Consider the following 14,639-nt stretch of genomic DNA (forward strand, 5'->3'; position numbering starts at 1 on the left):
GGATTAATTGCGCTTCTGTGTAGGTTTACCCGTTTGCTCATTTTCAGCCTCGTCAAAGAGGATGTCATAGCCACGCCGCTCAAGATCTTCAAACTGCTCACTTTTCACTGCCCAAAGAAAAATACCGACAGCGATACAGACGAAAATGATCGCGATGGGGATCAACAGATAAAGACTAGCCATTTTCTTTCAACAACCTTAAAGAGTTAGAGACAACGATGATTGAGCTTGCTGACATTCCTACCACCGCAATATATGGGGCGACGAAACCGGCGACGGCCAGTGGTAAAATGACCAGGTTATAACCCAAAGCCCAGGCCAGGTTTTCCCGGATGATCTTCCGGGTTTTCAACGCAAGCTGTCGAGCACGCAAGATGCGTGATAGCTTATCGCCCAGCAATACCATATCTGCTGAGGACTTGGCAACATCTGTCCCGCTGCCCATGGCGACAGAAAGGTGAGCGCCGGCCAAAACTGGCGCATCGTTCACGCCGTCACCAATCATCAGGGCAACCTGATCCTGATTCAGGCTACGCAGGTAAGCAAGTTTTCCCTCCGGGGTTGCCCCGGCAACCAGGGTGTCAACGGCAAGCTTGTCGGCGACGGCTTGGGCGTTAGCTGAGTGATCCCCGGTTAACATAGTCACTTTGATCCCCGCCGACTGGAATTGTTCAACCAGCTCTTTGCTGTCTTCACGGATTGGGTCATCAAGCTTAAATGCAGCAATCGGTTGGGCATTGCAGGTCAGCCAGACCTGGAAGCGGTTGTCACACTGCATCAGCAGGTGTTCTTTTTCCGGATGCAGCTCCAGCGCAAAGGTGGCCTGGCCGATACGCCATTCGTCATTACCCGTGAAGCCTTTCAGGCCTGAACCGATGACATTCTCAACATTATCAAAGCTCAGGTGCTCGGAGCGGTAGTCGCGAAATGCTTTGGCAATCGGGTGGTTGGCAAACCGTTCGAGTTCCGCGGCATAAGCAAGCGCGTCTTGCTGGGAGAGATTGCTCAGTAACTTGGTGTCGACCAGGCGAATGTTCCCTTCGGTGAGCGTCCCGGTTTTGTCGATCACCAGCTGGTTCACTTTGCAAAGCGTCTCGAGTACATGACCGCGACGCAGGAGGATTCCCAGCCGGCCTAAGCTGGATGTTGAGCACGTCAGAGCGGTTGGCGTTGCCAGAGATAACGCACAAGGGCAGGTGGCCACCAGAACGGAAAGTGTGATCCATAGAGCATCTTCCGGACGTTCCTGTACCCAGAACAGCCAGGTGCCGGCAGAGATAATTAAAATGGCAGCGACGAAATAACGGGCGACAATATCGGCAATTTCGGCCACTTTCGGCTTGGAAGACTGTGCCTCATCTTGTAGACGTACAATGTTGGAGATTAAAGAGTTTTGCCGATCCTGCGTTACTTTCAGGGTAATGTTACCATCGCCGTTAATGGTCCCGGCAAAGACCTGCTCTCCGACTGTACGCGGGACCGGCATCGGCTCACCGGTGAGCATGGATTCGTCAATGGCGCTTTCCCCTTGCAGGATTTCGCCATCTGCCGGGAGGTTTTCACCCGGCAATACCATGATCACATTACCGACTTTCAGCGTCTTAGCGGCCACTTGGCTGCCGTCTTCCAGGGTTGCCATGGCTGGCACCAGCTTCAATAGGTTGGCACTGGCCGCTGCAGCCTGACGGCGGGCGCGCATTTCAAGGAAACGGCCCAGCAGCAGAAAGAAGGTAAACATGGAGATGGATTCAAAAAAGACTTCGCCTTTTTCCATCACTGTGGCGTACAGACTGGCCACGAAAGCAAACAGAAGAGCGATTGAAACCGGAACATCCATCCCCAGCGTCCGGGCTTTGAGATTACGCCAGGCATTGAGGTAAAACGGCAGGGCAGAGTAGAGCAGTACCGGAGTAGCAAAGATCAGGCTGACCCAGCGCAGGTAACTTTTGAATTCGGCATCCAGATCGCCAAATATTTCGAAATACAAAGCCACGGCTAGCATCATCACCTGCATGGTAGCAATTCCGGCTATCCCCAGACGGTAGAGGTAGCCTTTCATGGTGCGGTGATATTGCTGTTCTTGGGCGTCAGCTTCGAAAGGCGCGGCTTTATAGCCGAGTTGATGAATGATACCGAGTAAATGACTCAACTTGGCTTGCGCCGGATCCCAGGTTAGCAGGGCGCGATGGGTGGTGGTGTTCACACGAATGGCAAGGACGCCGGGCTCACGGTTGAGCTGTTTTTCAATCAGCCAGGCACAGGCAGCGCAGGAGACGCCGTCGAGCGAAAGGGAGACTTCCTTGCTGTGCTCAACATTACGGACAAACTCCTGTTGTACTTCTTCATGATCATACAGCAACAGGGACTGAAGCTGCTGAGGAACCAGATCGGCCTTCTCAGCTGGTGCCGTGCGGTACTCGTAATAGGAAGTCAGGCCGCTGTCGACAATGGTCTGTGCAACAGCTTCACAGCCCGGACAGCACATATCGCGCAATTCACCCAGGATGTTTACTTGCTGATGGTAACCCGCTGGGACCGGGTCACCACAGTGGTAACAGTCTTTGCTCATCCCTTGTCCTGCCCGTACAGCGAGATTGGGTCAGATGAAGGCAAGGTCACTCGTCCTTGGAGCATCCAGTCGCCATCAAATGGTTCCAACTCAACAAACCAAGGGCCTTGCAATGCTTCAGGTGCGTTGAAACGATAAGTGCCTTTCATATCGGCGCTGACCATTTGGGTAAAGTCTTTGTTGGCTAAAGTCCGGTGTGTGAAGGTCACCCGGAGGTTGGGGTAGCTTTTCAGCTCACCTTTAGTGAAGTTTACAACCACATCTGTTTCAGCGACTTGAACAGACGCTTTGAGTTTTAGCGCGTCGGCGACGCGTAACCGGGAAAGGTCAAGGTTAATCGCTTTGCCTTTCTTGTAATAATCTTCTGCGACGAGATCGACCTGGTTTTGAGAAAAGATGTAAACAGCAGTCAGGCTGTAGATAATGGAAATGGCAGGAATGGAGAAAACGAACCAAGGCCAGAAATGCTTATACCATGGTTTACGCATAGTGATTACCTTTGACGCTTTGATGAAAAGAGCCCCTGAATGTAACAGGGGCTATGTGTTAAGTCTCAGTTTTAATTACTAATTTATTAGATAATATGTAACTGATTTTTTAAACCATCCGATTATTTGCTGGCTTCGTTGCTCAGGCTCCAGACGTAGGCAGAGATCAGCTGAACTTTCTCTTCACCCAGAACATCTTTCCATGCAGGCATCACACCTTGACGACCGTGTGTGATCGTCGCTTCAACCGCACGGCGAGAGCCACCATATAGCCAGGTTTGATCCGTCAGGTCAGGCGCACCGAAGGCCGGGTTACCTTTACCATCTGTACCATGACATGCGGCACAAACAACGAAGCGTTGCTGACCGGCTGCGGCCTCTTTAGCGTTCACGCTACGACCGGACAAGCCCAGAACATACGTTGTGACGTCGCGAACACCGTCTTCGCCCAGCGTGTCGATCCAGGCCGGCATGACACCGTGACGGCCTTGCATAATGGTCGTCTTGATCGTTTCCGCTTCACCACCGTATAGCCAGGCGTCGTCGGTCAGATTCGGGTAACCTAGCTGACCACGTGCATCAGAACCATGACATTGCGCACAGTTTTGAATGAACAGACGCTGACCCACCTTGATGGCGTCAGAATCGCCGGCAATTTCAGTGATTGGGCGCAGTGCATTACCAGATGCGTCGTAGGCCAGTGTTTTGAACGTTTCGCCGAAGGTCGCTTTTGCGTCATCCAGCTCGCGTGCGTACTGATCCAAACGTTGCTCTTTCTGTGCATTGGCGATCGCTAGTTTTGACTCTTCGACGCTACGCACAGTCTGGTTCGAACTTTGCCAGCCTAAAAAGCCTTTAAAGTTACCCAGGCCAGGGAACAGCGCCAGGTAAACCAAGCCAAAGATGATGGTGCCCCAGAACATGTAGGACCACCACTTCGGCAGTGGGTTGTTGATTTCACGAATACCATCGTATTCGTGACCCATATCCTCACCTTCTTCGACACCCATTTTGTCCTTCATGCACCAATACAGAATGGTGGCAATCCCCAAAATTGTGCCGAGCGTGATGATTGTAATCCATAGACTCCAGAATGTAGTCATGCTTCCTAGCTCCTGTCTTTCTCACGCGTTGCCAAATCTTGCTCTTCATCTGCAAACACAAGGTTAGCGGCTTCGTCGAAGCGGGATTTTTGGCGTTTACTGTAAGCCCAAAGGACAATACCAATAAAGCTTGCGAACAGTATCACTGTCCAAATGCTATGAATGGTTCCAATATCCATTGTGGCCTCCTTACTTCATTGCGTGACCGAGAGACTGAAGGTAAGCAATCAGTGCATCCATTTCAGTCTTGCCTTTCACTTCATCACCAGCCTTTTCAATTTGCTCTTCAGTGTAAGGCACACCGAAGCTCTCCTTGAATACAGCCAGCTTTTTAGAAGTTAACTTGCCGTCAAGCACGTTTTCTTCCAGCCAAGGGAACCCTGGCATGTTTGACTCAGGAACAACTGCGCGTGGGTTAATCAGGTGAATACGGTGCCAGTCGTCTGAATAACGGCCGCCAACACGTGCCAAATCCGGCCCCGTACGCTTAGAACCCCACAGGAATGGGTGTTCCCAGACACTTTCACCGGCGACAGAGTAGTGACCGTAACGCTCAGTCTCAGAACGGAACGGACGAACCATCTGGCTGTGACACACGTTACAACCTTCACGGATGTAAATATCACGACCTTCCATTTCCAACGCCGTATAAGGGCGCAGGTTTTCTACCGGCTCAGTCGTTTGATCCTGATACAGAAGCGGCGTGATTTCTACCAGCGCACCAAAACTGATGGCGATGATGATCAGAATCGCAAGAAGGCCGACATTTTTCTCTACAATTTCATGACGATTATTAGCCATTGTCGAACTCCTTATGCTGGCTGCTCAGTTGCTTTCAGGCTTTCTTTCGGCGCGGCAATAGTCTTGTATGCGTTGTAGGCCATCAGAACCATACCGAACAAGAACACAGCACCACCCAGGAAGCGAACAAAGTAGAATGGGTAAGAAGCCTGTAGAGACTCAACAAAGCTGTAGGTCAATGTACCGTCAGTGTTGACCGCACGCCACATCAGACCTTGCATCACACCGGAGATCCACATCGCAACGATGTACAGAACCGTACCGATGGTCGCCAGCCAGAAGTGGACGTTAACCAGTTTGATTGAGAACATGCGCTCTTGACCAAACAGTTTCGGGATCAGGTGATATACCGAACCGATTGAAACCATGGCAACCCAACCCAGTGCACCTGAGTGTACGTGACCAATCGTCCAGTCCGTATAGTGGGACAGGGCGTTGACAGTCTTGATTGACATCATCGGGCCTTCGAAGGTGGACATGCCGTAGAAAGACAGAGACACCACCAGGAAGCGCAGAACAGGGTCATAACGCAGTTTGTGCCATGCGCCAGACAGCGTCATGATACCGTTGATCATACCGCCCCATGATGGAGCAAACAGGATCAGAGACATCACCATGCCCAGAGACTGAGTCCAGTCTGGTAGCGCAGTATAGTGCAGGTGGTGAGGGCCGGCCCAGATATACAGTGAGATCAGTGCCCAGAAGTGGACGATAGAAAGGCGGTAAGAATAAACCGGACGTCCAGCTTGCTTTGGTACAAAGTAGTACATCATCCCCAGGAAACCAGCAGTCAGCAGGAAGCCTACTGCGTTGTGCCCGTACCACCACTGAATCATTGCATCCACTGCACCAGAGTAAATCGAATATGATTTAGTCAGGGAAACAGGGATTGCCATGCTGTTGACGATGTGCAGAACTGCAACCGTCAGGATGAAGGCACCGAAGAACCAGTTCGCAACATAAATGTGCGAGGTTTTTCGTTTAATCATCGTCCCGAAGAAGACAATCGCGTAGGAAACCCAAACCACGGCAATGGCGATATCAATCGGCCATTCCAGCTCTGCGTATTCCTTACTCGAGGTCATACCCAGCGGCAGCGTAATTGCTGCAGACAGGATAACGGCTTGCCAGCCCCAGAAGGTGAACGACGCTAATTTTCCACCGAATAGTCTTGTTTGACATGTACGCTGTACTACGTAGTAGGACGTAGCAAACAGGGCACTAGTTCCGAACGCGAAAATCACCGCATTAGTATGCAGTGGTCGCAGACGGCTGTATGTCAACCAAGGTATGTCGAAGTTTAACGCCGGCCACACCAGTTGAGCGGCAATCAATACACCAACGCCCATTCCGACAATTCCCCAAAGTATGGTGGCTAAAGTGAATTGACGAACGACCGTATAGTTGTAGTTTTGTTCAAGCTGCTTTACTTGGCTCATGTTGCATGCTTCCAATTTTAATTGTTCAACTACACTCTCTTTCCTTGTGCGGACAACAAGTTGTCGCAATGCCACCCAAAAGGCAATTCAGACGTCGTGTTGCCTTTTTAAAGGGCACGGTATTTAAATTGCTATTTTGTTGTAAAAGTGGCATTTTCGGTGCACATAATACTTGAGATACAAAGTGATTGACAGGGTCAAGTCCACACTCGCTTTACGGATAAGCAACATTTATGTGAAAACTTTGAACTCTGTAACACGGGAAGCGCGATAAAAATGGCAGCAGAAAAACTGACACGAGCCAGATTGGCTCAAATTTTAGTCTTACTGGCGGTTCTGATGACTGCATTTGTATGGAGAACAGTAACCTACGAAAACACTAAGGTATTAGAGGATCATCCTGACCGGTGTCAAATCACAGCAGAATCTTGCGTGATGAAACGTGGCAATCACTCTTTGGGGTTATCACTTTCGCCCTTTCCGGTGAAAGCAAATACCGAGACTCTCATACATGTTCGTAACGCAAATGTAAAGCCTGTTGCGACCGTGGCCGGAGTTGAGATGTTTATGGGGAAGATTCCGGTAGTATTCGAGCAAGGAGAAAGCGGTTGGGTTGGACGTTTTCAGGTGCCGGAATGCGTGCATAACACCATGAAGTGGGCTGTGACGATACAAGCTGGAGAAACCCAAGTTATTGCCGATTTTATCGTCAAAAAATAGTCAACTTTGACTTTTACCCAAGCTGAAAACTGTGATTTTTCTCACTTTGAGAGGGCTTCTCAGGCCAAAGTATTACTTAATCTCTAATAATTATATCAATTTGCTGATTAACAAGAGATTAGTGACTATGATTGTGTCAGTACGACAAAAAAAGATAAGAACAGTATGGACATCGCTACCAGTTACTCTGCAATTCCTTATACAAATGAAGCGGTCTCTGACATCATTTGTAAATTAAAAGAGAAGATCGCCAATCCAAAATTGTTGCTGGTTTATTTAACGGAGCAATATGACGATGTGATTATCCAACAAGCGCTAACCAAGGCTTTTCCGGGTGCTCAGATCCTGGGTTGTACTTCCTGTCAGGGGGTGATGACCGACGAAGGCTACATTGGCGGAAATGGTCTGGCAGTTTGGGCGATGCGTGATTATTTTGGTGCTTTTGGCAGCGCGATTGTTTCGACCCGGCAATCTTCCTATGATATGGCTCGCCAGGCATTGTTGCGGGCAATTGCCAATAGCGGGAGGCCAGGGGAGCTGCCTGCACTAATCATCTTGCATGCTAGTCCGGGGAATGAAGAAGACGTGATCCGGGGCATTGAAGATGAGCTCGGCATTCCTGTTCCTATTATTGGGGGAAGTGCCGCCGATGATCACGTGCTCGGGCACTGGAAACTATTTACGCATGAGCAACGCAGCCGGGAAGGTGTCGGTTTATGCGTGATGTACCCCTCCTGTAACGTCAGTTACTCCTTCCATTCCGGCTATGCCAGTACCGGCCTGCATGCGGTTGCTACCAAAACCGAAGGTCGTGAACTTGTTGAACTGAATCACCGGCCGGCGATTGAGACCTACCAAGCCTGGATGGGTGAAAAATTTTCGGATGAAAACAGCATTATCTCCGCAAGTAGCTTAAATCCCTTAGGAAGAATTGCCGGCCAGGTTCATGATCTGCCTTACTTCAAATTATCTCATCCGTTACAAGTGACCCCTAGAGGGGGGATTGAGCTGTTCGCCACCGTCGAAGAAGGGGAAAAGCTCTACTTTATGAAAGGTACTGAAGAGCGGCTGATCACCCGAGCAGGACGAGTGGTAGATGCAGCGCTTGATCTTCACCGCGCAAATCAAAAAATTGATCCCATCGGCGGGATCACCATTTACTGTGCCGGCTGCATGCGGCGGGTACAGCACCGAATGGATGAAGTTGCCCACCACGTGAACAATGCCATGCATCACGCGCCATTTGTCAGTCCGTTTACATTTGGTGAGCAGGGGCAGTTTGTCGGTGGCGAAAATGCGCACGGAAACTTGATGATTTCAGCAGTTCTATTTCACAGGGATTAATGATGCCTAACTTTGAGTCGGAAAAGCTCCAGGAAACATTGCTTGATCTGATGCGCAGTCAGGAAAGGGAAAGGCAGCTGAGTGAAGAAAATGCCGCGATTCTGGCCGGCATCTCCGCCATGGCAGGGGCCAATACCAAGCGTCAGGTGTTCAATAGCTTACTGTCAGTGCTTCATAAATATATCGGTTTTCAACACGCCCTGGTGCTCACTCGAGAAGATGAAACCACATCGCTGCAAGAGCTGGTCACAACCTGTCCTTATTTTGAATCGACCATATGGCCGGTAGGCAACACATTTATTCGGGCGTTAAGCGGCGAAAGTATCGCCTTATTTGAACCCAGAGATGTTGCAGAGTTCCAAAACTTGCCTTCAGAGATGCTTCATCATTGCCGGTCAGTGTTGCTGACCGGCGTGAAAGTCAGTTCCGGTGATGCTGTTTTGCTGTTTATGCATTCGGAGCGAGGACAATTTTCACCGCATTGCCGCCGAGTGCTGGATCGATTTCGTCCACTACTGGAACGCGCCATTATCGATATCGATTACAGGGAGCGGCTTCAGTCCCTGGTTTCGGTCCGAACTCAAGAATTAATCCACAGTCAGCAACGCTTCAAGGACTTCGCAAAAACTGTCGGTGACTGGTTCTGGGAAATCGATACCGACTACCAGTTTACCTATATTTCAGCACCATACGTCGCAAACCATATGATTGACAGTGACAATATGCTGGAAGCATTTGGTGAGCACAGTAGGGTCAGAGAGGTGCTCGCGTCCAAATTTAAACAGCGTGAAGCATTCGAAGAGATCGAATGGAAATTAGATGAAAGTGAAGGGGGAGGTTGGATCAGCCTCAGTGGAACCCCGTATTTTGATAAGCAGGGTAAGCTGCTTGGTTATCGTGGCACAGCGAAAGATATCACCAACCGAAAAAATCGGATTCGCCAGCTTCAGGAGGCTCGGGAACAAGCCGAATCGGCGAATAAAGCTAAATCACAGTTTCTAGCCATGATGAGCCATGAAATTCGGACGCCGCTCAATGCAGTGCTTGGGTTTATGGATACATTGATGGATTCTGGTCTCGATAATCAACAAACCTACTTGGTCAATCAGATGGATCAGTCAGCCCAGCTACTGCTGACCATCATTAATGATATCTTGGATTTATCCCGGATTGAGTCTGGTAATTTCGAGCTGTATAACGCTGATATGAATATCGCAGACAGCGTGAATTTAGTCGTCGATCAACTTCGCGAACAGGCTCAGAAAAAGAAAATTAATCTTCACACTCAAATGGCACCAGATTTACCGCAGACAATTCTTGGTGATAAAAACCGCATTACACAGGTGATGTTTAACCTGATCGGAAATGCGATTAAATTTACCGATCATGGCCAAGTGTCGATCAATGTAACCCAGCAACAGCAAGAGATCGTGATTGCCGTTTCGGACACCGGGATTGGTATTGCAGCGGAAGCGCAGAAGCATCTGTTCAATCCATTTGTACAGGCTGATGGCAGTATTACTCGTAAATACGGTGGTACGGGGCTGGGGCTTTCGATTAGCCGGTACCTGATAGAGAAAATGCACGGGAAGATCACGTTAAGCAGCCAGCTCAATGAAGGCAGTTGCTTTACGGTTTATATCCCGATTATACAGCGAGTCGAGACTTCTGTGAGGCAGTCGCCAGTTATTCAGTCTGAGTCAGGACAATCTTTGAATATATTGCTGGCTGAAGATAGCCATACTAATCAGCTGGTTGCCAGAATGATGCTGGAAAAGCGTGGGCATCGGGTCGAAATTGCAAATCACGGGCAGGAAGCCATCGACAAACTTGAGCAGCACCATCAGCAATTCGACTTGGTCTTTATGGATATCTCCATGCCGGTCTTGGATGGCATTGAGGCAACCAAGCAGCTGAGAAAGCAAAAGATCGATTTACCGATCATTGCGCTCACAGCCAATGCCATGCATTCAGATCAGATACAGTATCTGGAAGCCGGCATGGACGGTTTTCTGGCAAAGCCAATTAATAAAGCCGAGCTTGACGCTACGCTTCATAAATACCAGTCGCAAACTGAAACTATTTAGCCAGTCGAAACTGGCTTTTGTAATTAACACCTGATTTTGAAACGCCAGGCAAACTGACCATTTGCAGCCGGGTTTAAAAATAGGTGTTAATTACCTATTTTATGGTAAATAGCCAATACTGTTAAATTGCCCGGTACTGGCTGTGTTATGAGAAGCAGAGGGGATGAAAGCAAGCGGTTTTAGGCTATGGATTTGCGATTCATCTTTTCTATCTTACACTGTATTTAACATAATATACATAATGCGCACTGGGAATGTAAGATCTAGTTAGAAATGTCAGGTTTGAGCCAGATTGAAATGTCATGTTGTTCTAGCTTCAAAACACGCTTTATTAGCCGTGTTTGGAGCCCTTGGATGCTATTGACCATGACTGACAATGAATTATTGAGAATCAAACTAATCCAAGACATCTGTGATAAACGGATCACCGGTGTCGATGCTGCCCGCTTACTTAAGCTCAGTCCTCGCCAAGTTCATCGCTTGGTCAAACGCTTCATCGAATTTGGTGCTGCTGGTTTGGTTTCTTTAAAACGTGGTCAGCCTGGCAACCATCGTCATGATGAGAAATTAAAATTACAGACTTTGGCTTTGCTTCATCAGCACTACGAAGATTTCGGCCCGACATTGGCCCATGAAAAACTCTCCGAGCTTCATAACATCCATGTTTCAGTTGAGACCCTGCGCCAATGGATGATCGCCGATGGCTTATGGGTTCCCCATGCCAAGCGTAAACCACGGGTTTATCAACCACGACATCGCCGGGACTGTCTCGGTGAGCTGGTTCAAATTGACGGCTCCCACCATGACTGGTTTGAAGGCCGCAGCGATAAATGCTGCCTGCTGGTTTATATCGATGATGCCACTGGCCGCCTGATGAACCTGCGCTTTAGCGAAACTGAGTCAGCTTTCGATTATATGGTTGCAACCCGCGAATACATCGAGCACCACGGCAAGCCGACGGCGTTCTACAGCGATCGCCATACCGTGTTTCATGTCAGCAAACGTGATGCCCAATCCGACCGGCTGACCCAGTTTGGCCGTGTGCTCAATGAGCTTAATATCGAGCTGATCTGCGCCAACAGCTCACAAGCCAAAGGCCGCGTGGAGCGCGCGAACAAAACGTTACAGGATCGCTTAGTCAAAGAAATGCGCCTGCAAGGCATCGATACCATCGAGCAAGCCAATGCCGGGTTCCCCGACTTCATCGCCGAATTTAAGGCACGGTTTCCGAAATATATGCACCGACCGCTGCGGGAATCCACCGACGAACTGGATGATATCTTTTCCTGGCAAAAGAGCTGCGTAAGCTCACGAAATCCCTGACATTTCAGTATGACATGGGCGACACTGAGCCGGTCAAGCTGGTCGGCATTGTCGTCGCTAGTTTCAATCCGGCGTATTGTGGCCTGCGTTTTGGCTTCCCGGATGCGCTCGGTGCGTTCCCTCTCCTTCGCATTGTTCCTCTTTGGTAATATTTTGCGACAAAAAAGCACCAATTTATGCGTTTGCGACTATTCTATTGATAAGGAAAGCAGTAGTTCTTCGGTCTACTGTTGAATCAAAAGAAAGCTGTAGGCCATGAGCCCTCGTTGATTATTTAACATTGAAGAGTTTGTTAAGATGGATAATCATAGCTTTGATGTACTGATGGGATCACTTGCTTCTCTTACCGACCAGCAACTGGACATGCTAAAGAGTGAAATCCTGAGCTGCCGACAAACAACCCACGAACAGATTTTAACAGATGAAGAATTAGGGATGATCCGTGACATGTTCGCTCCCTCAGATTCGATGCAAGATAAGGTAAAACAGCACTGATGTGCTGTTTTACCTATATCTCTTTAACACGGCTGACGGACTCGACTTGATGACTGAGGCAATAGGAACAGCCTTCGACATTGGCATAAATTTCTTTTGCATTTGAGATGGCTTCATTGTGGCTGCCGTAATACCCAACACAAGTAAGCTGTTCCGGGGACGGTAATCGCGAACAATCATTTTTGTGGAGTTGGTGAAGACGCGTCATACGATCCGGCTTATCGCTGACAAAATACATAGCATAACTCATCAAATCACTCCTCATTGTGGAGTCTTCATCATGTGTTATTTTTGTTTCAGTAATATGACAGCTAATGCAATTCATCTCATTGAGTAATGATAAAGTGACCCTGTAACTTTATTACGGTGAGCTTCTTTTACTCACACTCGCCCTCGCCTCAATGGTTATTCGGGTTTTCACAGAGTTGGCAATGAAGCAGTTTTGGTGTGCCAGGTGGTGCATCTTATCAAGCTGTTGGGTTGTCGGTTGTTTCTGGCCGGAAAATGTAATGTTTGGCCGCAGGGTGACTCGTGTGACCGAACTCTTCCCTGCCCTGTCTTGTTCAAGTACACCTGTTGCAATGTCCCGGTAGGTGTCAATAACAAATTTCTTTTTGGCTGCAATGGCAAGAAACGTCAGCATGTGGCAGCTGGACAGTGCGGCAATGAATGCTTCTTCCGGATCGACACTCTCAGCAATTGAATAAGGTATCGGCACCACATGCGGTGATGATGATGCCGATACTTGAACTCCGCCATCAAATGCCCAAGTGTGGCCACGGCTAAACTGATTATCACTGAACGCTTCCTTTTCGCCGCGCTGCCACTCAATCGATGCATTGAACTCCGTCATTCTGATCATGCTCCACTATAAACGTTACCGCGTCATGTTTCTCTTTACGATATTCTAAATATTGCTGTTCGATCATGATTCAGGTAAATGAACTTGTTTCATGATTAGCTGTGTTCTATCTTTATATGCATGCAAATCAATATGCTATCCATCGAGTTGGTGTAGATGAAGAAAATACTGATTGTTGAAGATAACAAGCTTATGGCTGAGATTTTAGCGCAAGTCATTCGCCGCTGTGAATCTTGTGAGATCGTCAAGGTAAATAATATCAACTCGGCCCAGAGATTACTCATCAGTGCAAGTTATCAACTGGATGGCATATTTCTGGATTTAAACATTGAGAAGCCGCTGGATGGCTTAGAGCTCCTGAAATATATCAAGCAACATCTACCGGAAATGCCGACTGCAGTGATTACCTCGGAAAGCCAAGCTGAGGTCGTGAAGCAAGTCCTCGCCTTGAACCCACATGATTACCTTATCAAGCCAATTTCAACGCAAAAAGTTCAACGAAGCCTTTCAAAGTTTGAGGTGGCGAAAGCTTCAGCAGCCCAGGCTGAATGATGTGTTCCCCCCCTTTTTTCGATACCCACATTGGGAAGATTTTTCTGCCATAAAGTGTTATCACGCCATAAATTATGACTTAAATGATAACTTAGACCCATCAAAAATAAGTTGCGCTAATAACATTTTGACCTGCTCTAGGCCAAATTCATCAAACAGCATCCCGCAGTTATTGGCACCGGCTGAGCGATGAATGCTCTTAATATAGCCCGAGAGATGATAGTTCTTATTGGTCTGTGGATTTTTGATACTGACGGTCAGTTTGCGCCCTTCCTCGAACTGCGGGCCATTCAGATCATACCGGAAGCAGCAGCCATTTTTGGAAAGGTCTTTAAAGTCCACCAGCAATACCCTTTGGCCTAGCGAAATACGTCCCTGAAGCTGAACATCATACCGCGCTTCACTGCGAAGCTGGAGTAAGTCTACCGAGCGAGGCATATCCAGAATAAGAAGCCGAATTGGTTTTTTCACGAGGTGGGCTATTTGGGTCTTGAAGGAGATTTGTGCCCCTTCGCCTTTTTCTGAAATGGCTTTCACTGTGATCCAGAAGCCTTCATGAAAATAATCCAGTGCGGCCTGCTGACTGACAACCGGGTACTCGAGCACGATACTGTCTGTGCCGTTAGAGCCCACGAAAATTGTTTCGGCCCTGAGCAAGCGTCCTAGCGGTGTTTTGATGCTGAATGTCACTTCACTGCCATGCTGAATCATAGCAATTCCCTGTATCCCCGTGACTGACTTCTCTCGATCCCGGTTCGAAAGGAGTCGTTTTTTTAGCGGATTATCTTTGAAGCCCAAGCTCAACCCTATAGCTAATTTCCATCATGAAGTGAATTCTAAACGCTGTGGCTGAGAT

The 14,639-nt window shown here is 48.5% G+C and carries 15 protein-coding genes and 1 pseudogene; 6 read left to right on the plus strand and 10 right to left on the minus strand.

Annotation, left to right across the window (positions count from 1 at the left end; translation table 11 throughout):
- Positions 1 to 3: 3 nt before the first annotated feature.
- The 7 genes from ccoS to ccoN form a co-directional block, all read right to left on the minus strand.
- Positions 4 to 183 (minus strand): cbb3-type cytochrome oxidase assembly protein CcoS, encoded by a 180-nt coding sequence (gene ccoS / locus NNL38_RS07850; RefSeq protein ID WP_369414606.1) that lies wholly within the window; start codon positions 181 to 183, stop codon positions 4 to 6.
- The gene (locus NNL38_RS07855) at positions 176 to 2,569 is read right to left on the minus strand and encodes a heavy metal translocating P-type ATPase (RefSeq protein ID WP_255390455.1); all 2,394 of its coding nucleotides are present in this window, start codon (positions 2,567 to 2,569) and stop codon (positions 176 to 178) included. Before NNL38_RS07855 ends, ccoS begins: the two co-directional genes overlap by 8 nt.
- Complete coding sequence (locus tag NNL38_RS07860; protein WP_255390456.1) at positions 2,566 to 3,057, minus strand: FixH family protein; 492 nt, start codon at positions 3,055 to 3,057, stop codon at positions 2,566 to 2,568. Before NNL38_RS07860 ends, NNL38_RS07855 begins: the two co-directional genes overlap by 4 nt.
- 122 nt (positions 3,058 to 3,179) lie before the next feature.
- A complete protein-coding gene (ccoP, locus tag NNL38_RS07865) occupies positions 3,180 to 4,160 on the minus strand; it encodes a cytochrome-c oxidase, cbb3-type subunit III (protein ID WP_255390457.1) in 981 nt (326 codons plus the stop codon).
- Between the two features lie 5 nt (positions 4,161 to 4,165).
- Entirely contained in the window at positions 4,166 to 4,339 is a 174-nt protein-coding gene (locus tag NNL38_RS07870) for a cbb3-type cytochrome oxidase subunit 3 (protein ID WP_255390458.1), read from the minus strand.
- Between the two features lie 10 nt (positions 4,340 to 4,349).
- Positions 4,350 to 4,961, minus strand: coding sequence for a cytochrome-c oxidase, cbb3-type subunit II (gene ccoO / locus NNL38_RS07875; protein ID WP_255390459.1), 612 nt, complete (start codon positions 4,959 to 4,961; stop codon positions 4,350 to 4,352).
- An 11-nt stretch (positions 4,962 to 4,972) separates the two neighbouring features.
- A complete protein-coding gene (ccoN, locus tag NNL38_RS07880; RefSeq protein ID WP_255390460.1) occupies positions 4,973 to 6,400 on the minus strand; it encodes a cytochrome-c oxidase, cbb3-type subunit I in 1,428 nt (475 codons plus the stop codon).
- Positions 6,401 to 6,676: 276 nt separating this feature from the next.
- Between ccoN and NNL38_RS07885 the strand changes: the two genes are divergently transcribed.
- The 5 genes and pseudogenes from NNL38_RS07885 (at position 6,677) to NNL38_RS07905 (ending at position 12,369) form a co-directional block, all read left to right on the plus strand.
- A complete protein-coding gene (locus NNL38_RS07885; RefSeq protein WP_255390461.1) occupies positions 6,677 to 7,120 on the plus strand; it encodes a hypothetical protein in 444 nt (147 codons plus the stop codon).
- Between the two features lie 165 nt (positions 7,121 to 7,285).
- Entirely contained in the window at positions 7,286 to 8,464 is a 1,179-nt protein-coding gene (locus NNL38_RS07890) for an FIST signal transduction protein (RefSeq protein WP_255390462.1), read from the plus strand.
- Between the two features lie 2 nt (positions 8,465 to 8,466).
- Entirely contained in the window at positions 8,467 to 10,551 is a 2,085-nt protein-coding gene (locus NNL38_RS07895; RefSeq protein WP_255390463.1) for a hybrid sensor histidine kinase/response regulator, read from the plus strand.
- 366 nt (positions 10,552 to 10,917) lie between these two features.
- Positions 10,918 to 11,888, plus strand: a pseudogene (locus tag NNL38_RS07900) (ISNCY family transposase); the annotation flags it as partial.
- 283 nt (positions 11,889 to 12,171) lie between these two features.
- The gene (locus NNL38_RS07905; RefSeq protein ID WP_255390465.1) at positions 12,172 to 12,369 is read left to right on the plus strand and encodes a hypothetical protein; all 198 of its coding nucleotides are present in this window, start codon (positions 12,172 to 12,174) and stop codon (positions 12,367 to 12,369) included.
- A 13-nt stretch (positions 12,370 to 12,382) separates the two neighbouring features.
- Here the strand turns inward: NNL38_RS07905 and NNL38_RS07910 are convergent, their stop codons facing one another.
- Together NNL38_RS07910 and NNL38_RS07915 are read right to left on the minus strand one after the other, a co-directional pair.
- Positions 12,383 to 12,619 (minus strand): hypothetical protein, encoded by a 237-nt coding sequence (locus NNL38_RS07910; RefSeq protein ID WP_255390466.1) that lies wholly within the window; start codon positions 12,617 to 12,619, stop codon positions 12,383 to 12,385.
- 111 nt (positions 12,620 to 12,730) lie between these two features.
- Positions 12,731 to 13,222: an OsmC family protein gene (locus NNL38_RS07915; protein ID WP_255390467.1), complete on the minus strand. Its 492-nt coding sequence runs from the start codon at positions 13,220 to 13,222 to the stop codon at positions 12,731 to 12,733.
- Between the two features lie 165 nt (positions 13,223 to 13,387).
- Here NNL38_RS07915 and NNL38_RS07920 point away from each other — a divergent pair, with 165 nt between their 5' ends.
- Complete coding sequence (locus tag NNL38_RS07920) at positions 13,388 to 13,783, plus strand: response regulator (RefSeq protein ID WP_255390468.1); 396 nt, start codon at positions 13,388 to 13,390, stop codon at positions 13,781 to 13,783.
- A gap of 72 nt (positions 13,784 to 13,855) precedes the next feature.
- Here NNL38_RS07920 and NNL38_RS07925 read toward each other — a convergent pair whose 3' ends face one another.
- Positions 13,856 to 14,494, minus strand: coding sequence for a flagellar brake protein (locus NNL38_RS07925; RefSeq protein ID WP_255390469.1), 639 nt, complete (start codon positions 14,492 to 14,494; stop codon positions 13,856 to 13,858).
- Between the last annotated feature and the right edge of the window lie 145 nt (positions 14,495 to 14,639).

The organism is Photobacterium atrarenae, from assembly GCF_024380015.1.
In the GTDB taxonomy this organism is placed as follows: domain Bacteria; phylum Pseudomonadota; class Gammaproteobacteria; order Enterobacterales; family Vibrionaceae; genus Photobacterium; species Photobacterium atrarenae.

Coding starts and splice junctions, on each gene's coding strand:
- ccoP (WP_255390457.1), bottom strand. CDS start 4,160: ATGACTACATTCTGGAGTCTATGGATTACAATCATCACGCTCGGCACA.
- NNL38_RS07860 (WP_255390456.1), bottom strand. CDS start 3,057: ATGCGTAAACCATGGTATAAGCATTTCTGGCCTTGGTTCGTTTTCTCC.
- NNL38_RS07920 (WP_255390468.1), top strand. CDS start 13,388: ATGAAGAAAATACTGATTGTTGAAGATAACAAGCTTATGGCTGAGATT.
- NNL38_RS07890 (WP_255390462.1), top strand. CDS start 7,286: ATGGACATCGCTACCAGTTACTCTGCAATTCCTTATACAAATGAAGCG.
- NNL38_RS07855 (WP_255390455.1), bottom strand. CDS start 2,569: ATGAGCAAAGACTGTTACCACTGTGGTGACCCGGTCCCAGCGGGTTAC.
- NNL38_RS07915 (WP_255390467.1), bottom strand. CDS start 13,222: ATGACGGAGTTCAATGCATCGATTGAGTGGCAGCGCGGCGAAAAGGAA.
- ccoS (WP_369414606.1), bottom strand. CDS start 183: ATGGCTAGTCTTTATCTGTTGATCCCCATCGCGATCATTTTCGTCTGT.
- ccoO (WP_255390459.1), bottom strand. CDS start 4,961: ATGGCTAATAATCGTCATGAAATTGTAGAGAAAAATGTCGGCCTTCTT.
- NNL38_RS07870 (WP_255390458.1), bottom strand. CDS start 4,339: ATGGATATTGGAACCATTCATAGCATTTGGACAGTGATACTGTTCGCA.
- NNL38_RS07885 (WP_255390461.1), top strand. CDS start 6,677: ATGGCAGCAGAAAAACTGACACGAGCCAGATTGGCTCAAATTTTAGTC.
- NNL38_RS07925 (WP_255390469.1), bottom strand. CDS start 14,494: ATGATTCAGCATGGCAGTGAAGTGACATTCAGCATCAAAACACCGCTA.
- NNL38_RS07895 (WP_255390463.1), top strand. CDS start 8,467: ATGCCTAACTTTGAGTCGGAAAAGCTCCAGGAAACATTGCTTGATCTG.
- ccoN (WP_255390460.1), bottom strand. CDS start 6,400: ATGAGCCAAGTAAAGCAGCTTGAACAAAACTACAACTATACGGTCGTT.
- NNL38_RS07905 (WP_255390465.1), top strand. CDS start 12,172: ATGGATAATCATAGCTTTGATGTACTGATGGGATCACTTGCTTCTCTT.
- NNL38_RS07910 (WP_255390466.1), bottom strand. CDS start 12,619: ATGAGTTATGCTATGTATTTTGTCAGCGATAAGCCGGATCGTATGACG.